Here is a 20,205-nt window from a genome sequence, read left to right on the forward strand (position 1 = left end):
TTAAAGGAAATGTGATGAGCGACATTGTCTTTGTGCAGGGATTAAAAATTGATACGGTGGTTGGTGTGTACGATTGGGAGCAGGTCATTAAGCAAAGCCTAATCATCGACGCTAAAATCAGCTGTGACATCAGCCAAGCGGCTGCCACAGATGACGTCGTGTATGCTGTGAATTATAAAACCGTCTGCGAAGACATCGAGCGCATTTGCCATGAGATGAAGGCAAAGCTATTGGAATCATTGGCAGAGAGTATCTGTCGCCATATCCTAGATCATTACCCTTGTCATAGCATTACACTCACCATCCATAAGCCCAATGCCATCAAGCAAGCCAATAGCGTTGGTGTTAGTATTACGCGTAACAAATAATCACCATGGATAATACTATGGGTCACTTAAGTGATGAACTGATGGTGCGAAGTCTAGTGATCGCACTTGGCAGTAATGCTGATAGTGAGCATGCCTTTAGCATCGCCAAAGCTGAGCTTATAAAGCTGGGCAATGTTCGACACTCATCAATGGTCATCGGTCGGGACTTTACAGGCAGAACACAGGCCATCTATCATAACGCTTGCGCGCACCTTAAGCTGGATAAGCCTTGCTTGATGAGTGTTATCTATCATAAATTAAAAACCATTGAAAGGCTGTGCGGGCGTACAGATGATCGAAATGCCGTACCCATGGATTTAGATGTCTTGGCGGTGTCTGATGGTCATGGGTGGCGCATTAGCAAAAAAAGACTGCCGTTTAAGGCGCATGAAAGGGCAGGCTTATCAGAAGTAGCGGTTTTTTTATTGGCGTACTAAAAACTGCACATTCCACCTCAAATGACCACCCATTCCATTCTTCATGTGACCACTTATTCTGGTCTTATTTGATCGCCTGACAAATAACCACCAGCCAAGCCAATGCCCAACTGATGGCTTACGCAGGATTTATCTGTCTGCTGGTTTTAAAAACCGTTTGGTTAAAACCCCACCCCCAAACTCATCCCACCAACCCAATCTTGATCACCAAAGTATTTAGGCTGTCTGATAGGATGTCCTGCAAAGAAGTCGTAGTTTAGGCGTAGTGGCTTAATTTGTCCTTTGATGCCGATTGCACCACCGACCAGAGTATGCCCAAGCAGCAGGTTGTCTTGTTCTTTGTTTTGCATGGCGATACTGCCAGCATCTAGAGCCAGATATAAACTGTGATTTGACTGCTTGATGGGAAAGCTGACATCTTGGCGCAGGATTGCTCCGATGTCACCTGACAGTGTCCGCTCACCATCAAAGCCACGCACGCTATATCGCCCACCAATGCTCATTCGCTCACTGGGGACTAGAGCTTCTTGGGTGTATTGGGCTTTTAGATTTGCCTGATAGCCTGCTTGGTAGTTATCATTAATTTTGATGGGCGTGGCAAAGTTGAGATTAAGTTTATAAATCGGTGTGCGTGCCGTGCCTTCGTTAAACAGACTCTCAGGTGGTGTCAAGGCATTAAATGCCCCTGTACCTCGTTGTATGCTGACATCTGTATTTAGCTGACTTTGCCCCAAGCGTATATCATGACGAATGCCTGCCGTCCAACCTGAGATTTTGCGGCGTTGTACATCGATTTGGGTATCATCAATATGGCTTTTTTGTGATTTGGTAAAGCTGCCCAAATTAAGCCATGTTTTGCTCTTGGCATCTCGATGTACCAAGTGGCTGGCGTTTAGACTGATGTTATCCGAATCACCACTGTAGAGATAATCTTGATTTACCCCTGCCACGGTTTGATGATAGGTGTAATGACTGGCATTGGCATGAAAGACGGTATTTTTAATCGGTAATACATAGCCTAGTCCATAGTTTTTACTGCCGCCTTTGTCGGTCTTATTGGTATATTCGTTTTTATTGATGCGATTGCCCAAATCACGGCTGTAGGTTAAGTAAAGTAAGTCATTATGCCAAGTGGGGTTATCAAAGCTTAGGGTAGCACTGCCTTGGTATTTACCTGTGGTTTTTGAGCCTGAATCATCAAGGCTAAAACTGCCTCGCACTTTTTTGGATGCAGCGTATTTGATGAGTACATCACTTGCTCCCACCTTACCAGTCTCACTTGGCATGATGGCAAAGGTAGCATCAGAGCTTGGCACTCGTTTTAGGTTTTCAAGGGCGGTTTCAAGCTGTCTGATGTTTAGCACATCGTAAGCTTTAAAAGGCAAAGCGGTCTTAAAATTGGCGGGCAGTCCTGTAGGGTCTGTATAAACTGTATAAATAGGTTTGGGGCTACTTAAAGTATCCGCCTTAATCTGTCCGATGATGCCTGGTACGAGGGTTAAGACCAGCTGTCCGCCAGATAAGTTTTGATCACCGATAAAGACTCTGGTGGTGGCAAAGCCACGCTCAATGAGGTGGTTTTGTACATCACGGACAATGCGATGAATGTCATTGATGTTGAGACATTGACCCAATACACTACGCTTGCCATGGGTTAAGGGTGTGAGAGCAAAAGAAAATTGTCTTAGGTCTGTTTTATCTTTGACATCCAGTGGTGCATAAGCAATTTGGTTGATGGTAAAACAAGGCAAATCATCGTGGCTGTCTTGACTGTTAGTATGAATAGAATCCATCTTGGCAACAGGTTCAAAGGCAGCTACATCAACTTGCACGCTAGGGCTTGTCATCAATGATTGATTAAGCACAGCCTGTCTTTGCTCATTAAGCAAGATTTGCTGATGGGTAATCTGTTCAGGGGTATTGGCATAAGCTGAACAGCATAAGGTCAAAGAGACGGCCAATGCCAGTCGTTTTGGTAAGGATAGTGTATGGTAAGATGAGTGGTTGATGTGAGTCATGGGTTTGGGGTTTTTGGGGTTGTGGGTTGTGGGATTTGGGGGTTTAACAAATCAAAATCAAACAAGTTCGATGGGTTGTTTCTAAAAATGTTGGGTTTCACTGTCGTTCAACCCAACCTACCTTGCTCATCTTTTTTGAAGGTGTGGATTGGACTTAAAAGCAGAGATGTCAGATATATATATCATTGCCGCATCAAAAAATTCATCAATTTTATTAATATCATAAATCATCTCCCCGGCTCTTATTTTATGGAAACTAAATTTTGAAAAAGTTCCAACATCATCATCTTGAAAGGAAATAACCGCCAAAAATTCAGAATCTTCTAACAAAGCCCACCTATCAATGAATTTTCTTAAAAAAACTATAGATTGTATCAGTATATTTGAATCCACATAGTCTTCAATGTATATCATATTCAAAGATATTTCCATTCCAGACATATCCGTATATGCTTTCTTTATGTACTCTTGAGAAATTGTCTTTTCTTCATATTGGCTTGTATATGCTCCATGAAAAAATACACCTCCAAGTTTTTTCTCAAATTCTAAACTCAAGAATTCATTTAATTTCTTATCGATATCAAATTTATCGATATCAATAATATGGTCGCCCAACAATTTAGCCATCTTATTATTAATTACCAACATTATTTTTCTCCTAAATATTTTAAACCTTTATCAATACCATCTTTAAATTTTTTGTCCTTTAACAGATCTTGTATTGATTTGGGAGCTAGAACACCATTCTCAACTTTTCCTTTATAAAACTTACCATTATTAGGATTGTAATAATATTTTTTATTATTACTGTCCTGATAGTGAATTTGCCCTGCTCTTACCCCTGGATTTGGATTTTCTACATCAATTCTTGCTTTTGAGCCTTTTTCTTTCCATACGGTAGTACTAAAAGTCTGGGTTCCATTGGCACCCAGCATTTCTGAATTGCCTTTGGATTGTTCACTGTCTTTTTTATTGGATGCAGCAGTATTGTTGGCGACATTAACCCTATACCCACTATTCCCAAAGATAGTGCTACGCCCAACACCATGATCTCTTGCATTGGCTATTTCACCTATTAGAGCTTGGGCTTCGTTACCATTATAACGGTTGACATTAACAATGCCAACATCTCTAACCTGATACCCGTAAAAAGCATTATTTCCTTTAACGGCGTTTATGGTGCTACTGGCATTTACACCTCCAAGCTTTGATATATCAGTATAAAGATCTGGTAGATATTTTAAATTATATGTATCTTGCGTACCATCTTGAAATCGTTTAATAAGATTTCGGCATCTTTGAGCATCAAAATTGATGGTGCAATAATTTTTAAAATTATCAAAGTTTGTTTTATTAGCACGATCATATTCAGCATTGACATTATCAATGCATTGTTGATTACTAGCACACTTGATAAGTCTAGATTTCCATTCAGATAGCTCTGCATGCGTCAAATAATTCCACTGCGCCCGCCCCACATTATTAATGGTGCTTGCTGTACTGTCACTTATGGTTGTTCCTAGTGTTGCCGATAGGGCGAGTAGTGTGGTTTGTCTTGTGGTTTCATCAAAGCCTTGTTCTTTTAGGTATTCATCAATCTTTGGAATGGTGTGGGCAGTTGTGCCTGCTGATGCCGCACCTTCGATGGTGCCTGTGGTAAGGGCTGCGGTCATAGTGGTAACGAAACCTAACAAAATCAATGAGTTACATCATAATGCCTAGGTTATGCTATCGCTAACCAAGCCCACGGGCTCAACCCAATCTACCGAGCTACCGTGCTTGATAGATAAACAGTATTAAATGATTTCCAACTCAATATTCTCACAGATAATTTCAATACTAAAACTGGTAGGGATACCAAAGCTGGTTGCAATCGGGTGTAAACCTCCGCCGTAATCCAATAGGTTGTCTCTATCTGTAATTTCACCAATCTCTATAATATCTTCATAAGATTTTTTACCTATATCATAAGATTTAACAAATCTTAAATAAGTGTAATCCTTAAAACTTATTTTTATATCATCGAAATAATTCGGAACAATAGGATGACAGTCAACACAATTAACTATAATACTAAAATCTTTATTGGTTAAATTGTAATGACGTAATCCGCCTTCAAATATGTATAGGTCATTAAAATTTTCTTTAGGAATTTGATATATGCTCATATTAGTTAACCTTTTTAAAAATAATTGTTTTCATACCATCTTTTTTGAGTAGTTTACCATTACTATCTTTAAACTGCAGATTTTGGTATTCGGATTTTAAAGGCCCATTATATTCCAATTTAAGCCCCATTTTACTAAGTTCACTTTCACTAGGTATTCCTCTCAAATATTTATTTGCTGCACCACCATTTATTACTATAGTTCCACCTTTTTGAGTAATTCGGCTAGCTTCTGGCAGATAGTCCATAATAGTCAAATTTCCCCCAGCACTCTTAGGAATATATGGGTTGTTAGCAATAACTTGTGCCTGACTTCCTGTTGGGATATTTGGCATAGATCTAGCATCACTAGCGATAGCGTTTGGATCTGTTGGCCCAACACCTAATGCACCTTTTATTTTTGGGCCTGAATTATCAGTAAATAATTCAATCTTACCACCCGAAGGCACTCTCCTATAAGGAACTTTAGTTCCAGCAAATACAGTAACTGTCCCAACCACATTTTGAGCAACAGCCCCAACATTAGCCTCCTCTTCATTACTGTAAGGAAAGGTAGGCTTGACTTCTCTATGGAATATATTAGCAACACCATTAGCGGTATCAGATGGTATATTACCAATGCCTTTTGCAGCACCTACGGCACTTGTTTTTGCTGTTTGTGTTAGTACCGTCTGATTGACTTGCTACTGTGTTTGTTTTGGGGTATTGTTTATAACGCTGTTTAGTAGCCCCTTATATTTGGTGGTCTTAGTATTTTGTTGGCTATTTGCCCTCTCTTGTGCTGTTGATTTGATATATAAATCATTTTTTCTTAAAAAATCTTCTGCCGCTTTTGACAAGTTGGATTCTGCACTGCTTTGGTGGATTTTTCTAAAATTATCATCAGTATTTCTATAAGCCTGAGCCAATACAGCTCGCCAAGCTTCTTCATAGGTAATGCCATGCTCTTTGGCAAATTGCTCTAATTGTGTTTTTTTACCAAATATTTTAATAATTTCACTATCATGTAGCCAGCGATTATTCACATCCATATTTACCGCATAAGCAGTACTGCTGGTATCTAGTCCTGTGCTTGTACCTGCTCCCATGATGAGAAGGGTTAGTGCAGAGTTGCTGATGCTTTCGGCTGTTTCTTTTTCAAAGCCTTGCTCGGTGAGTTTTTCTGTCAGTTTGTCTTGTATGTCGTTTAGTTTAGGGGCGATACCTGCTACCGCTCCTGTGCTAAGCGTGCCTTCTATCGTGCCTGTGGCAAGCAGTCCTGCAGCCGTGTGCAACGCCACACGATAAATCCCACCCTCTGCCCACTTTTGTTGCTCCGTTATTTTCTCTTCAGGGGTTAGATTTGGATCGCTTGCAATGCGTTTGATTTGATTTTTACTGAACTCAGCCACTACCTTTGGAGCCTCCCTCCCAAACTCTGTGGTAACGACTGTCTGAGCCCCAAGCTCTTTAAGTGCTTGCTCTTTATTAAACTCATTGGTGATGATTTCATTAAGCTGGTTTTGAACTTCTGCTTGTTTGAAGTTTTCTGTGTTGATGTGGGAGAGGCCTGCTTGGTCGGTGATGGCAGAATGGGTGGTGGAAGTTTTGTGGGTTGGGGTTATTTTACCATAGCCTAAGCCTTGTAGGGTAGGTTTGGCTTTGCCATTTGGATTGCTGGTGTCTGCACCAATACCAATGCCGACACTGATGGCATCGCCTCCATAACTTAGCTGATTTTGTATGCCTTGGGTTTGGATGCCTTGGGCAAATTGGGTTTGGTTTTTACCTGCATCGGTGATGAGATGGCCACCTGTGAAGCTGCCTTGTCCTTGTACGATTAGAGTGGACTCTTTGGCTGTGATGCCTGATTGGTGGGTGACTTGGGCGTAGGTGGCATCTACATCGGTTTTACCGCCATTGATACTAAAGCTTTGGGGTTTGCCATTAAAGCCAACATCGGCACTAAATCCTGCTTGTTTTTGATCATGAGTGTATTGGTAGGTATCTTGACGGCTTTTGACGATCAGATCACCGCCTACTGTGCCTGTTAGATATGTGGTATCAAGATTGGCTCCATCTAGGATAAGACTGCCACCAATGTCATTGACGGTTGTACCGCCAACAGTGACTTGGGTATTGGTGTGGGTTGTGGTTGTTTCACTGCTACTGCCTTTTGCTTTGTTGGCATTGATGGTAAAGCCAGCAGAGTTTGAGGTCAGCCCATCGGTGCTAAGATTGGCAGAGGCATAGACACCTGCACCCCAACCTTTGCTGCTGTTTTGACTGTCTTGGGTGTTGGTCTGGGTTGAGGCTTGATAAGTAACATCGCCTTCGACCAGATTGTATAAATTTTTTCCAACACTGATGTTTGAACCTGTGACGGTGAGTGTGCTGTTTTCACCTTTGCCTTTGACATCAAAGATGAGATTACCCTCAGCATAAACATTGGCAGCGTCATTCATTTCTTGACGGCTGTGGCTATCACTTTTGGTGCTTTGACTGCCGATGGTAGCTTGGGCTCTGATGTTACCGAGCTTACCGTCTTGTAGATTTTGAGTGAGGGTGCGTGCTTTAGACACAGCAGCCAAGCTGCCCATCAGTTTGGCACGGCGAGAGTTGGTGTCATTGATAGATTCTTTTAGAGTTTCTAGGCTTTGAACCTCGCCAACAAGACTGCTTGAAACACTGGCGGTAATGCCTGTGGTTTTTTGTAAGAAGTGTGATTCATTGCTGGATTGGATATTTTGGCTTGTGATGTCTACAGCTTGGGCTTTAAATAAAATATTACCTGTATTGGCATCAATCGCATCTTTTTGAGCGATGATGTCGCTATTGATGATATTGATGTCATCACCAGCTTCAAGGCGGATGTTACCCCCTGTGGTACCCACCAATGAGCCTGTGTAGGTGGTGTGCTCATAGGCATCGTTCTGACGAGTTTGCTGTTTGCCTAGTGTAACAGAAGTTGGCGAAGTGGCAAATAAGCCTTTTTTTGTGACCTCGTGGCTACTATGACCGCTCACATTATCTTTGGCAGAACCAATAAGCAGTTGGTTGTCGGCTTTGATAAGAATGTCCTTATCTGCCAAGACTTCGGTTGAGATTAGACTGGTGTTTACGCCTTGAATGACAACTTGATTGCCACCAACTTGACTTACTAGACTCTTGTCACTGTACTGTCCAAAGCCAGACTGCTCAGTTTTACTGCCTGTTAAGCGGCGGTTAGTGTGTAAACTTGCACTCTCTGCACGCTCGGTTTGTCTACCTTCGCTAATGCTAACATCCCCTGTTGCCACAACAGCAGTTGTACCACCCGACTGCATACTTGAGCCTTGGATGTTAATGTCTGCATACTCACCTGTGGTTCTGATGATGGTGTTGCCATGACTTGTGATGTTTGAACCCACATCAGTTGTTTGGCTGTAGTTAAAGTAATTATTCTCATCTGCCACAGCACTGATGTGATTGCTTACGGTAACAGTGCCAATGTCGATGCCATTTTCGGCGGTCATGTGGGTACTGCCGCCTGTGTTGTCTGATGTGGCACCTTGATAGATGATCTGATTGCCACGCAGACTTAGGGTGATTAATGGATTACCCTGTTCATCTGTTTGGTCTTTTAATCCATCTCCCACACGGATGGTGGCGATGCGTGTGATGGCGGTATTGGATGAAGTGCTTTGCCCTTGTTTGTTGTGATGAGTGGTTGTTTGGCTTTGGTTGATGATTTGATTGCCAGCATCTAGACTCATGGCACTGTTTGCATACATGGTGCCATGATTGGCAATGGTATTATCTGCTGTGACAGCGACAAAGTTACCATAAATACCGCCGTCATTGGTGACATTGTTTGCTTTGATGCTCATGGTGCCTTTGGCAATGACATTACCATTGTTATCCAAATTGCCAGTCAGCTGCATATCAATGCTTCTGGCAGAGACGGTACTGTATCTACCATCAGGACTAAGCGTGCCTGTCGCGATGTTGGCAGATCTTAGATACAGCTTGGGTACTAAGGCGTCTTGGGTTTTGGTGATGCTATTACCATCTTTGTCTTTGGTGACGACCGTAATTGGTTGTTTGACCAGCCAAACGATGTCAGTGGTTAAGTTTGCCATCTGATCAGGCGTGAGTGCGGTGCCAAGCGTGTAGCCGAACTGCTTGGCTGCCGTGATGCCATTATCCATTAAAGCTTTAAAAGCTTCTTCATTACTGTGATAATCGGTGTTGATGTGTCTGCCTGTCAGTAGATAGTACTGATCTTTAATACGCTCTTGTTCACCATAACCATCAGATAGGCGTTTATGGATGTGATTTGGGTCTGATTGTAGTGCTTTTAGCATGTAGTCAGATGACAACCACTGTTTGTAATCGGTGAACACAGGGTCAGTTTGAACCAGTGGCAGATTGGGGTCGTCAGCGTTGATGATGTAAAGGGCTGAACTTGGGATGGTCAGCTGTGAGAAGTCTGCACTTATCACAGAGGCTGGTTTAGTATTGACGCTTTGAGACAATACCTTGGTCAACTCTGGTAAGATTGCTTCATCAACAGCTTGTCCTTGTGCTTTGGCAGCAAGCAGCTTTGATAGCTGTTGCTTAGCATCAAGGGATAAGGCAGATTGATTGGCTTTTAGAGCAGCAAGCACCGTCTCCACATCACCACTGGTCAAGGCTGATTGGTCAAATGTTATGGCCGATGGGGTTTTGTTGATGGCAGCGTTTAAGATGGGGAGCCCATATGTTGCTAGTGGCGCAAAGGATTGCGTAAAGCTACCACCACCATTAGGTACACGTTTATGACGACGACCACCAGCTGATGAGCGTACAGTATATCTTGTAAAGCGACCATTTTCGGTGACTTTGGTTTTTTCACCATACAAGCCATTGTCAGGTGTTTGAATGACAGTATCGCCAATCACTGAAAAGCCTGCGCCTGCATTCATTTGGCTTTTATCATTAATCAGAGTGTCGCCATGTATAACAAGATTTTGTCCTGCCACCATGCGAGCAGGGTCAGAAGATAAGGTTTTATCTTCATAGACGACAAAGTCAGTAGTAATGACATCCACCTCTTCGGTAACAAAGTGGAAATTGCCACTGGCATCTTTGACATACAAAGCGCCATCTGGTGCGCCTTTTTTGCTGGTTGGTCCAAGTTTTGCTTCATCGGTGGTGTAGATGTTTAGGGCTAAATCAACATCGCTTTTATTTGTGGCAAATTGGCGATTATATTCCCTGATAGCCAGTTCTAACGCTTCAATGGAGGCAGCATTATCCTCTTGCCATTTTAATAAAGGACCCATGACCTTGGTATAATTGGCCAATGCTTCATTATACTGTGTGCAAGCTTGGTTGCTTGCTTCTGCCAACGCACAACTTTCAGCGGTTTCATTCTTTGGTAGCTTAGGCTCATCCAATAAATCTTTGGCTTTGATGTCTGGAATGGGCTGTTTGGGTGCATCAATCTTAAAGTATGACCAGATGGGGGAGTTGTGATCATAATTGACAATACACTCACTGCCTTTAGGGCAGTCAAATAAACCTGCCATGGGCTTTTTACCCAAATCAGCAACATCAGTGCTTTTTTGAGCGGTGGGGATGGCGGCAGCTTGTTCGTGAGCGCGGTAAAGCGTTTGTCCATAAACAGATTCTGCGTCTACCTTAACCGTATGCTTTTTAAAATCAGCATTGGTGTTTAGCAGGGTTTTGGTGTCAACCTGCATCTGTCCTGCCGATTCAATCGTCGCACCTTTATTGACAACTGTCTGTGCTTTGCCTGTGGCATGATGGTCGTCATCTAGGCTGCCACCAATGTGTAGTCCGCCTAGGCTTGTGATTAAAGCTTGATTGTCGAAATCTTCGTTGAATTTGCCTACTCTGTCAGGGTTGGGGTTGTTGTTTAAGTGATTAACACCAATGTCCAGACGCTCTCTTGCGGCAATCACAGGGCTTGTATGATGATCATTTTCTTGATTGGTTTGTTGGTTGGTAGCTTTTGCTGGTGTATTATTCAGCGTATCAGCCTGTATCGCAAGCTGTGTGCCATAGATGCGACCAAAAGCTTGGTTGTTGATGGTGTTTGCGGCTTTAACAATGGTCGTATCGCCATTGATTAAGCCTTGGTTTGTGATGTTTGTTTGGCTAGTAATCTGTGTGTGATTGCCGCTATTGATAATACCTGCTTGCGTGTTATCAATGTAATTGGCATTCAGTGTTAATGTTTGATCCGCGGTTAATTGGCTTTGGTTAATCAGCTTGCCACTTGTTGTAAACGCTAAGCGATTGGCAACAAGCTTATCTTGATCGGTATGGGTATAGTCCACTTGTTGCGTAATGGCAATTGCATCAGCCGTGATGGTGCCACCGTTTTGTAACTCTTTGGCAGTGATATCTGCTTGTTTGACTGCGGTAATGGTGCCGTCTTGATTGATAATACTGTCTTTGGCGATGAGTGTCATATCACCGCCACTTGCTAAGCTGCCACTTGTGTTGATGATGACAGAACCACTGTCAATCACCATGCCATCTCTGGCAGTGATGCTGCCTTTGCTGTTGTCAAAGCGAGTTAATTGCCAATTAATATCCTCTAAGGCGATTTTACTGTTGGTGTTGGTAAGAGTCTTGGTGTTTAAGGTTTGTGCGTCAATGGATGCTTGATTGGTGTTGCTGGTCTGATTAGCGGTGATACTAATGTCGCCTGTGGCTGTGATGAGTGCTTGATTGCCGGTGTTGTGAATGCTGGTGGTAGCAGTGATATGACCGCGAGCAGTTGGGACGGGTTTGGTTTGAGTGTTTGCACCAGAGCCACTTAAAGCAGGTGGTTGTGGGTTGGTTCCCAAATTACCTGTACCGCCTGATGTATTTGTATTATCTGCTGGCTCACTGCTGATACTGCCAGCACTTTGATCACTGCTTGGGGTAGAAGGTGTGGGGATACTGGTTTGTCCATACAGGCTTTGACCGATTACAGCTTTATCAGTGTTGATGAGTGTATCGGTGGTGATACCAAGCTTGCCTGTACCAGTTTGGATCAGCTGACCGGTGTTATTAAGCTTATCCGTATGAACTTGCAAAACACCGCCGTAGACACTACCAAGGTTTTTAATGCTATTTTGAGCATCAATCTTGGCAGTCTGTGTGCTGGTGATGGTACCGGCGTTATTAAGACTTGCGGTATTGATGGCGATATCAGCTTGTTCACTTAACAAGGTGCCGTTGTTTTGAGTGGTGCTACCATGTGTGTTGATGGTGACAGCGTCTTTGGCTAGGATTTTACCAGTATTGACAAGATTGCCTTGGCTATCCAAGGTGAGTGTACCTGTGCCAAACTGCCTTCCATTGCCGGTTGCTGTGATAACCCCTTGATTATTAACCCCAAAGCCTTTGTCTGTGCCGACAAGATGAATCTTACCAGCGTACATACCACCAAGCGCTGAAATGTCCAATGCCAAGATTGGCGTAGTGCCTTGTTGCTCCTTATTGGTGGTTTGACTGGCGGATGATGTGCTAGTTTGTTTATTGATGGCAGTTAATTGTGTGAAATCGCCATCTTGAATATTCACACTGTTTTCACCCAAGATAACATCCAGCTGTTTGCCTGCATAAATCTCATCATGGATTTGGGCGGTTTTGGCGATGAGAGTGGCATAATCGGTGCCTTGTAGGTTTAATTTGCCATGGGCGGCAATATGACCTGTGCCAACTTCATAACCTGTCACTTGCCCGTGATTAACTTGGCTGTTTGCTGCTGCCAGATGGACATTACCAGCATTGATAAAGCCAGCACCATTGATGACAAGCCCTGATGGATTGGCAATGATGACATCGGCTTTTTTACCTGCAATTTCAATAAAACCACCTAAGTGACTTGGGTGGTTTGAATTGACTTGGTTTAAGATGGTATTAGCTTCCCCACGAGCCATAAAGGGGTTAGCTTGTACATATCCTGCGATTTGGGTATTGACTGCTTTACGGTTGTTATTTAATACAGCACCTGTGCTACCGACATCAAACTGGCTGTAATGGTTATTGGATAAGCCGTTGGCATTAGGCGTGGCGATATTGACAGAAGTGATGCCACTGGCGGTAGGCAGGATGATGGGCTGCAAGGCTTTATCGGCAGATGGGTCAGCGGTGATGGTGGTGGGTGTGTTGGCGTGCACGGTTAGACCTAAACCAAACAGAAGTGATAGTGCAAGGGTCTTTAAACCAAAGCCAACACCAAAACCAAGCGATGTTGACGAAACTGGCGTACTACCACCCACGCTAGGGTTGTCAGATTTGCCTTCTGATCTTGTCTTTTCAGAAACCACCACAAATCTGCCTAGGCTTTTACTGAAAATGATGCGATAACAAAAGCGGTTCATAACACCCCTAACTTACACTACCAAATTATCATCTTAATTTGCCAAAACACCTGCCAGTTTGCCTATTTTAGTAACAAAGCAGTAATATTGTGTGGATATTAGCACAGGTATTCTTAAAAATAAAGTCTTATCTATTTAAGAATTTAATTTTTGTTTTTCGATATAAAATGACTTTGGCTGAGGCTGAAGAATTAACCAATTTAGTTATTTTAGACCAAGTTGGAAATCAGTTAATAGATAAATACAGAAAAAGTCCATCATCACTCAGCCATAGTGAACTGATGGCACTGGGAAACATACTAAACTACTATTATGCTGGTGGCAGTAGTTTATCACATATTCAGTCCATGCTCACAAATCATACCGGCTCCACCTTAAAGCCAAATGACTATCTGTTTAATAGGGGCACAGGTGGTGAACATGAAAAAATGTTTTGGGATGCTGCAACACAACGCAATATAAACAAGCAGGTTAGTGATGTCGCATCTTTGGGTGGCGATGCTGTATTTGCAGCTCCTGGAAAGGTAATGAATGTTGTTCGCATTGCCACAGGCAGCACTATGATAGCAAGCGGCATTCAGAGTGTTAAACAAGGAAAAACAGGACAAGGCTCTTTTCAGGTTGTGGCTGGAACTTTAATGTTTGTGCCTATTGGTAAAAAAGCAATCCCTACCAATCAACTAAGTTTATCTGGCACTATTAGCCATGTAAATGGGTATGCTACCAGCTCTTATAGTGGCATGAGGCTAAATTTGGATCTTAGAACTACTGAAGCAGCAAACTCTCTTATTGAGAGCTTGCGTTCAAATGGAAGGTTGCCTAGTCATTACATTACAAAAATTGAGGCGGGGAAAAATGGATGGCAAACAGGAAAGGCTTTAAATAGCACAAACCCAGGTAAGCAAATTGGAGGAGATATCTTTTGGAATACTCCCAGTGTTGTACCTAATGCACCTAGGAGAATCTGGTATGAGGCGGATGTTGGTCTTAAAAATACCATATCCAGATCAAAACAACCAGGTACAAGACTCTTGTATTCAAACGATGGTTTGTTATATATTACAACAGACCATTATCAATCTGTAACTTTTATAGGGAGATGGAAATGAATCAAATTATGATTGATGGTAATATTGTTAAAACTGAAAAAGATTTTCATAGAACCTTAGCAATTCAGTGTGATGTAACAGAGTTTTATGGGCATAATCTTAATGCTCTTTGGGATTTGCTTTCCTGGGGGGTGGAAAGACCAGTTTGTATTATTTGGAATAATTCTGAAAATTCAAAAAAATTCATGGGCGCGTCAGTATTCTACCAAATCATTAATGTCTTACAAAGAGTTAAGGAGCAAGATGAGAATTTTGGCTGGGCAGATCGTTTTGATTATATAATAAAATAGACTTCAGGCTAATTATAGCTCATAAGATAACCAGCGATAGTCCTGTAGGGTGGACTTAGTCCACCTATGCTACTTGTCAAAGCTAGATACCACCACAAATGAGCTCATCAACAACCTCTCTCACAAACTTGCCGCAGGTCTGACAGGCTGCCTATCCGCCAAAGACAAATCTTGTGAAGCAGGAGCAGTTGGTGCTATCATAGGTGAGATGGTGGGTGATTGGATGGTGAATGATCATGAAATCATCACACCTGATGGTGACAGAATTCTTGTATTAAGCGATCACGACAAACAACAAATCCTAAACACCGCCAAACTCACCGCAGGCTCTGTAGTGCTATTGTGCGATGCAGGACTAAATTTCAATTACCAACCCTTATAAGTATTAATCGCAATACATAAATCTTTCCATCCCTGCCAATATTCATTATCTTTTTGCTGCAAATACATTTGTTTGTCCCAGATATCATCCGCCCAGTAGCTAACTGGTTCTCTACCAATGACTTTCAGTGGGTGTTCACCTCCTCTGATTAGCTTTTCGTACTTATCAGGGCTGATTAAATAACTGATTGTTTTTAGCTTTTTGTCGCTTTGCTTAATATTTTTGAGAGCTGCAACGAACTCCGGCTGATCTCGAGCACCTGTAACACCTACCACATGACTTAAGTGAATATTGGTATCAAATACTCTTGCTTGCCTAACGCTGTATTGCTTGATAATCAGTACTTCTCCTGCTTCGCTATTATTTCTGATAAAAAGAACTTGCTCAACATCATTAAAGCTCTCCTCTGGTGTAAAACAAAACTCCACAAAACTTTCCGCTGAAAACATTGATGGTGCGCGTAGTGTAGGATAGCACGCTCCCATGTCAAAACTTAGCCATTCAGGGCTGGCGCCTAAAAAATGTGCCAACATATCTAGTTGTGCAAAGGTGGGTTCAAGTCTGCCTTGAAACCACTTTTCTACCATGGATGCTCTATCAAAGCCCAAATCGTGAGCAATGAGTGCTGGAGTCAAGTATGGTGCACTAGGGATATGAGATAATTCACCCAACAGACTATTGAGTTTATCTCCAATATTTTTTGTTCTGTTGGAGGCTTGATGCCTTGTAATTAATTCCTCTAACTTAAATTTATCCAAAGAGGATGCAACTTATGAAAATAGCTAACAAAATCATCCGTGCTGTGCTACGGCAAATCAAGCAAGAACTAAGCAATCGTGAAATTGCACGCAATCAGAAGATTTCACCAACAACAGTGGCTAAAATACGGCAATTATCCAATAACTGTACGGTGGATATTGATGAATTGCTGACTGTTAATGACCTTGAAATGCGTAGACTGCTAGGAATTGAAAAGGTCTACAATCCACACAAGACCAAGCATGTCAAGTCCCATCCTGATTGGGCATATATTGATCAAGAAATGTCACGGCCTAATGTGACTTTAGAGCTACTATGGCAAGAATTTAAAGCCGTTCATCCTGATGGTATCGGCTACTCCCAGTTTTGTGAGGTGTATCGTAAATACAAGAAAACTGTACGCCCAAGCAAACGACAAACTTATAAGGCTGGCGAAATGGCACAGGTAGATTTTTGTGGTCAAACAATGCCAATCTATAATGAACAGACAGGTCAAGTCGCCATCAATGCTCAAATATTTGTCAGTATATTGCCAGCATCAGGCTACATCTTTTGCACCGCTGTCGCCTCACAAAGGGTTGATGACTGGCAGATGTGTCATATTCGCATGTTTGATTATTTTGGTGGAGTGCCTCAAAAGCTTATCGCTGATAATTTAAAATCTGCCGTGATCAGCAATAATAAAACAGGAGTGCATCTAAACGCCTCTTATAGTGAGCTTGCTGATCATTACAATATTATAATTTTTCCCTCGCGTCCAAGAAAACCTCAGGATAAGTCTATGGCGGAATTAGCAGTGCGCATTGTGCAAATGGGTATTTTGGCCAAATTAAGAAATCGTAAATTTTTCCATCTTGATGAATTGAATGATGTGCTTACACAAGAGCTTGTTATTTTAAATACAAAAACAACCAAGCGCTATCCAGAGAGTCGCTACACTTGCTTTAGTAAGACCGATCAGCAATTTCTTAATCCACTACCTAGTAGAGGATACGAAGTATGCCAATGGACCTATCATCTTAAAGTTTCTGAGTTTTATACAGTAACCTTGGAAGGTGTTGGATATTCCGTACCTTATCAGTTTATTGGTCAATATGTCGATGCTAAAATGACAGATCGGACAATTGATCTGTACTTAAATAGAGAATTGATTGCCAGCCATGCACGTATCCCATCAGGCAATAGCATTTTAAATGAACACATGCCAAGAAATCATCAACTACAAGATGAGATGCAACCAGACAGACTGGTTGCTTGGGCGCAAAGCATCGGTGTGCAAACCAGTTTCGTCATTCAAAAGATATTGAGTAACAAATCAGGATATGCCAACAATCTTAAAAAGCTTAATCAATTAAAGCGATATCTGTTTGAAAACAAAGTTCCAGCCTTGCAAATCGAACAGGGATTTGACTATATACAAAAACTTAATATCAATGCGATTGACAGAATTGTTTCGGTATTTAAAAACAAAGTTTATCAAAAGAATAATCATCTGATTGTTCCAACCATGGAAGAGTTAGATGTTGTGTTTTCTAAAAATCAAACACACGAAAATATTCGTGGATCAAGTTACTATGCAAATCAATACAACACGATTTCAATCTAGGAGATAAGTATGTCTAACAACAAAATAATATCTAAACTCAAACAGTTAAAACTTAGCCATGCTGCCAATTACTATGAAGCGCAATATCTAACGCCAAGCAATCCTCAAATTGGTACAGCGCAACTCATTGATGGCATGTTGGAGCATGAGATTAATCAACGACATAATAATTATGTCAATAAATTAATCAAAAATGCCAAATTTCGCTACAGTAAAGCCAGAATTGAAATATGGATTATAGTAGTAAAAGATTAAACCCTGATGCCATTTCGCATTTATTGGAAGATGAATGGATAGATAAACATCGAGGTGTCATTATTGTAGGAGCTACTGGCACGGGTAAAACTTGGCTGGCTTGTGCCTTGGGTAATCATGCTTGCCGCAATTTAAGAAAAGTGATGTTTGTTCAAGCTGCTGATTTGTATGAAGATATCATTTTGTCAATCGCTGATGGTAGTATTGCCACGGTTAAGCAAAAATATTGCAAGGTGGATTTGTTAATCATTGATGACTTTGGCATAGGTGAATTGCTACCACAGATATGCCCTGTGTTACTGGACATTATTGACAAGCAATCTAGTGTTGGAGGTCTGCTGATAACTAGCCAGTATCCTGTTGCAAATTGGCATGATTTATTTTCTGAGGCGACCATTGCTGACGCTATATTAGATCGCATTATTCACCGATCATATCCTATTACATTAACAGGGGAATCCATGCGGAAAAAATTGACTTATATGATCAATTAGATTTATCCAAATAACAATCATATAAAAAATCAAATGACCAGCATTTATCGGAATGACTGGTCATTTTAAATTGGAATCTTTGTCCATTTGGGGTTGGAATAGGTGGTCAAGAAGGTATGGATTTTGCAAAAAACTATGGGTCTGTACTAGAATAACTCTCATGTTATACTAGTTTTATGAAGATAACCCATTGTAAACTAAGTAAGAAAGCACAAAAAGACTGCTTGAATTTTTTGTACTTGAAGTTACTGCTCGTTCGGCAGCTGATTTGCTACAAATACACCCAAATTCATCAGCGTTATTCTATCACAAAATCAGACTTGTGATAGAATGCCATCTTAATCTTAAGGCTAAAGAATTGTTTGATGGCGAAATAGAGCTTGATGAAAGCTATTTTGGCGGCATTCGCAAAGGCAAGCGTGGTCGTGGAGCTGGTGGTAAAACAGCTGTCTTCGGTCTTTTAAAACGCAACGGTAAAGTCTTTGTGATTGTGGTCAAAGACACCAAGACTGGCACACTAATGCCCATTATCGTCGGTAAAATCAAACCTGACAGCATTGTCCATACTGATAGCTATCGTGGTTACAATGCTCTTGATGTAAGTGATTTTAAGCATTTTAGAATTAACCATTCCAAAGAATTTGCCAAAGACCATAATCGCATCAACGGCATTGAGAATTTCTAGTCACGAGCCAAGCGTGTTTTAAGAAAGTACAATGGCATTGACAAAAAACATTTTCACTTGTTTATCAAGGAAGGTGAATTTAGATTTAACTATGGCACACTCTCTAATCAACTTAAAGTGTTGGAAAAATGGTGTGGGGTTTAGGCTAATCCAGTACAGCCCCAAAATTATTTAAGCGCGAAAAAGCGGATAAAAATTTTATCCGCTTTTTGCTTTATTGATAATAATTCGTCCCGTCCGCCTGTGTTTTAAACCGCCGATGAAACCACATCCATTGGGTAATGTCTTTTTTAATGTTATGTTCTATCATATCATTAATACGCTGTGCGTCCGCCACTTCGTCATCGCTTGGATAATTTTCAATGACAGGCGATAGGCTAATATGATAATGCGGACGTTTGCCTTTGGGGATATTGTCAGGCGTTTGGCGAATCATATCAAAAGCGATAAAAACAGGCGGATTTTTTTTATTCATGCCGGCAAATCGCCTTTGGGCGGTAATGGTTGCAGACGGCACACCAAAAAATGTCGCCATAATACCATGCTCTAGCCCAAAATCTTGGTCGGGTGTATACCAAATAATCTTGCCTGCTTTTATTCGGTTTATCAATTTTTTTATATCACGATTGGCAATCTGTTCATCATAAATTTGTCGTCTGTTATTAAAAATAAACCATTCCAAAAGTGCATTATTCTGTTTGCGATATACGCAGTCCACTGCAAAAAACTGTGTGGCAATTCGCCCCATTAAATCAAGTGTGGTATAATGCCCACCCAATAATATCACTGCTTTATTTTCTTTTTGGGCAGTAATTAAATGCTGTAAACCTGAAATGCTAAATGTACGTTTAAAAACATTGGGGCGAAACCATGCGTTTAGCGTCTCAAAAATACCAATGCCTTGATTGACAAAAACTTGTTTGGCGATTAGCACTTTTTCATCATCGCTTTTATTGGGAAATGCCAAAGTTAAATTGGTGAGCGTATCTTTTACCCGTCTTTTTATTAACATATACGCCAATTCGCCAATTTTTCTGCCAAGCCAAAATTGAATACGCAAAGGCAAATAAATGAGCGGTAAAAATATCATCAAGGCAAACCAAATCCCCCAATATTTTGGCAATAAAAATTCCCATTGAAAAGGGGCTTTGTCCGCCATGCTTGTTTGTTTGTGCGTGACGGTCAAATCGGGCATTTTTTTAATGTCAATTTGTGGGTTATTTGATTGTGGGGCTTGGTTATCGGTGTGGCAATTATCCCCACAGCAGTTTTTGTTGCTCATTGTTT

At 41.4% G+C, this 20,205-nt stretch carries 16 protein-coding genes and 1 pseudogene; 9 read left to right on the forward strand and 8 right to left on the reverse strand.

Annotated elements, in window-relative coordinates; genetic code table 11:
• Positions 1-14: 14 nt before the first annotated feature.
• Together folB and DYD54_RS04895 are read left to right on the forward strand one after the other, a co-directional pair.
• Entirely contained in the window at positions 15-368 is a 354-nt protein-coding gene (folB, locus tag DYD54_RS04890; RefSeq protein ID WP_063513976.1) for a dihydroneopterin aldolase, read from the forward strand.
• Positions 369-385: 17 nt separating this feature from the next.
• Complete coding sequence (locus DYD54_RS04895) at positions 386-805, forward strand: 2-amino-4-hydroxy-6-hydroxymethyldihydropteridine diphosphokinase (RefSeq protein WP_167541389.1); 420 nt, start codon at positions 386-388, stop codon at positions 803-805.
• 161 nt (positions 806-966) lie between these two features.
• On the opposite strand, the gene DYD54_RS04900 is transcribed toward DYD54_RS04895, so the two are convergent.
• The 6 genes from DYD54_RS04900 to DYD54_RS04925 form a co-directional block, all read right to left on the reverse strand.
• Positions 967-2,823: a ShlB/FhaC/HecB family hemolysin secretion/activation protein gene (locus tag DYD54_RS04900; protein ID WP_063513977.1), complete on the reverse strand. Its 1,857-nt coding sequence runs from the start codon at positions 2,821-2,823 to the stop codon at positions 967-969.
• A 126-nt stretch (positions 2,824-2,949) separates the two neighbouring features.
• A complete protein-coding gene (locus tag DYD54_RS04905; RefSeq protein ID WP_063513978.1) occupies positions 2,950-3,471 on the reverse strand; it encodes a PM0498 family protein in 522 nt (173 codons plus the stop codon).
• On the reverse strand, positions 3,471-4,496 hold the full coding sequence (locus DYD54_RS04910) for a hypothetical protein (protein WP_063513979.1): 1,026 nt from the start codon (positions 4,494-4,496) through the stop codon (positions 3,471-3,473). Before DYD54_RS04910 ends, DYD54_RS04905 begins: the two co-directional genes overlap by 1 nt.
• 123 nt (positions 4,497-4,619) lie before the next feature.
• Positions 4,620-4,991, reverse strand: coding sequence for a hypothetical protein (locus tag DYD54_RS04915; RefSeq protein ID WP_063513980.1), 372 nt, complete (start codon positions 4,989-4,991; stop codon positions 4,620-4,622).
• A 1-nt stretch (position 4,992) separates the two neighbouring features.
• Complete coding sequence (locus tag DYD54_RS11565; protein ID WP_218563643.1) at positions 4,993-5,490, reverse strand: hypothetical protein; 498 nt, start codon at positions 5,488-5,490, stop codon at positions 4,993-4,995.
• 183 nt (positions 5,491-5,673) lie between these two features.
• Positions 5,674-13,338, reverse strand: coding sequence for a two-partner secretion domain-containing protein (locus tag DYD54_RS04925; RefSeq protein ID WP_115265736.1), 7,665 nt, complete (start codon positions 13,336-13,338; stop codon positions 5,674-5,676).
• An 89-nt stretch (positions 13,339-13,427) separates the two neighbouring features.
• On the opposite strand from DYD54_RS04925, the gene DYD54_RS04930 reads away from it, so the two are divergent.
• The 3 genes from DYD54_RS04930 to DYD54_RS04940 all read left to right on the forward strand — a co-directional run bounded on the left by DYD54_RS04930 (position 13,428) and on the right by DYD54_RS04940 (position 15,119).
• Entirely contained in the window at positions 13,428-14,447 is a 1,020-nt protein-coding gene (locus DYD54_RS04930) for a ribonuclease domain-containing protein (RefSeq protein ID WP_228703601.1), read from the forward strand.
• The gene (locus DYD54_RS04935) at positions 14,444-14,737 is read left to right on the forward strand and encodes a barstar family protein (protein WP_063513983.1); all 294 of its coding nucleotides are present in this window, start codon (positions 14,444-14,446) and stop codon (positions 14,735-14,737) included. Before DYD54_RS04930 ends, DYD54_RS04935 begins: the two co-directional genes overlap by 4 nt.
• A 73-nt stretch (positions 14,738-14,810) precedes the next feature.
• Positions 14,811-15,119, forward strand: a complete 309-nt coding sequence (locus DYD54_RS04940; RefSeq protein ID WP_063513984.1) for a hypothetical protein — start codon at positions 14,811-14,813, stop codon at positions 15,117-15,119.
• Here the strand turns inward: DYD54_RS04940 and DYD54_RS04945 are convergent.
• On the reverse strand, positions 15,104-15,877 hold the full coding sequence (locus DYD54_RS04945; protein ID WP_063513985.1) for a helix-turn-helix domain-containing protein: 774 nt from the start codon (positions 15,875-15,877) through the stop codon (positions 15,104-15,106). The genes DYD54_RS04940 and DYD54_RS04945 overlap by 16 nt on opposite strands.
• A 14-nt stretch (positions 15,878-15,891) precedes the next feature.
• Between DYD54_RS04945 and istA the strand changes: the two genes are divergently transcribed.
• From istA to DYD54_RS04965, 4 genes and pseudogenes are all read left to right on the forward strand, one after another.
• Positions 15,892-17,484: an IS21 family transposase gene (istA, locus tag DYD54_RS04950; protein ID WP_063513986.1), complete on the forward strand. Its 1,593-nt coding sequence runs from the start codon at positions 15,892-15,894 to the stop codon at positions 17,482-17,484.
• A 9-nt stretch (positions 17,485-17,493) separates the two neighbouring features.
• Positions 17,494-17,739: a hypothetical protein gene (locus DYD54_RS04955; protein WP_063513987.1), complete on the forward strand. Its 246-nt coding sequence runs from the start codon at positions 17,494-17,496 to the stop codon at positions 17,737-17,739.
• Positions 17,715-18,233 carry an ATP-binding protein gene (locus DYD54_RS04960; RefSeq protein WP_063513988.1) on the forward strand — a complete coding sequence of 173 codons (519 nt, stop codon included), beginning with the start codon at positions 17,715-17,717 and terminating at the stop codon, positions 18,231-18,233. The genes DYD54_RS04955 and DYD54_RS04960 overlap by 25 nt, the downstream gene beginning before the upstream one ends.
• A 176-nt stretch (positions 18,234-18,409) precedes the next feature.
• Positions 18,410-19,062, forward strand: a pseudogene (locus tag DYD54_RS04965) (IS1595 family transposase).
• 70 nt (positions 19,063-19,132) lie between these two features.
• Here the strand turns inward: DYD54_RS04965 and DYD54_RS04970 are convergent.
• Positions 19,133-20,200 (reverse strand): LpxL/LpxP family acyltransferase, encoded by a 1,068-nt coding sequence (locus DYD54_RS04970; protein ID WP_063513989.1) that lies wholly within the window; start codon positions 20,198-20,200, stop codon positions 19,133-19,135.
• Positions 20,201-20,205: the final 5 nt, after the last annotated feature.

Origin of the sequence: Moraxella ovis (assembly GCF_900453105.1) — a bacterium.
GTDB classification, from domain to species: Bacteria; Pseudomonadota; Gammaproteobacteria; order Pseudomonadales; family Moraxellaceae; genus Moraxella; species Moraxella ovis.

What these genes read in the sequence shown, in the direction of transcription:
- folB (WP_063513976.1), top strand. Translation starts at nt 15, where the DNA reads ATGAGCGACATTGTCTTTGTGCAGGGATTAAAAATTGATACGGTGGTT.
- DYD54_RS04895 (WP_167541389.1), top strand. Translation starts at nt 386, where the DNA reads ATGGGTCACTTAAGTGATGAACTGATGGTGCGAAGTCTAGTGATCGCA.
- DYD54_RS04900 (WP_063513977.1), bottom strand. Translation starts at nt 2,823, where the DNA reads ATGACTCACATCAACCACTCATCTTACCATACACTATCCTTACCAAAA.
- DYD54_RS04905 (WP_063513978.1), bottom strand. Translation starts at nt 3,471, where the DNA reads ATGTTGGTAATTAATAATAAGATGGCTAAATTGTTGGGCGACCATATT.
- DYD54_RS04910 (WP_063513979.1), bottom strand. Translation starts at nt 4,496, where the DNA reads ATGACCGCAGCCCTTACCACAGGCACCATCGAAGGTGCGGCATCAGCA.
- DYD54_RS04915 (WP_063513980.1), bottom strand. Translation starts at nt 4,991, where the DNA reads ATGAGCATATATCAAATTCCTAAAGAAAATTTTAATGACCTATACATA.
- DYD54_RS04925 (WP_115265736.1), bottom strand. Translation starts at nt 13,338, where the DNA reads ATGAACCGCTTTTGTTATCGCATCATTTTCAGTAAAAGCCTAGGCAGA.
- DYD54_RS04935 (WP_063513983.1), top strand. Translation starts at nt 14,444, where the DNA reads ATGAATCAAATTATGATTGATGGTAATATTGTTAAAACTGAAAAAGAT.
- istA (WP_063513986.1), top strand. Translation starts at nt 15,892, where the DNA reads ATGAAAATAGCTAACAAAATCATCCGTGCTGTGCTACGGCAAATCAAG.
- DYD54_RS04955 (WP_063513987.1), top strand. Translation starts at nt 17,494, where the DNA reads ATGTCTAACAACAAAATAATATCTAAACTCAAACAGTTAAAACTTAGC.
- DYD54_RS04960 (WP_063513988.1), top strand. Translation starts at nt 17,715, where the DNA reads ATGGATTATAGTAGTAAAAGATTAAACCCTGATGCCATTTCGCATTTA.
- DYD54_RS04970 (WP_063513989.1), bottom strand. Translation starts at nt 20,200, where the DNA reads ATGAGCAACAAAAACTGCTGTGGGGATAATTGCCACACCGATAACCAA.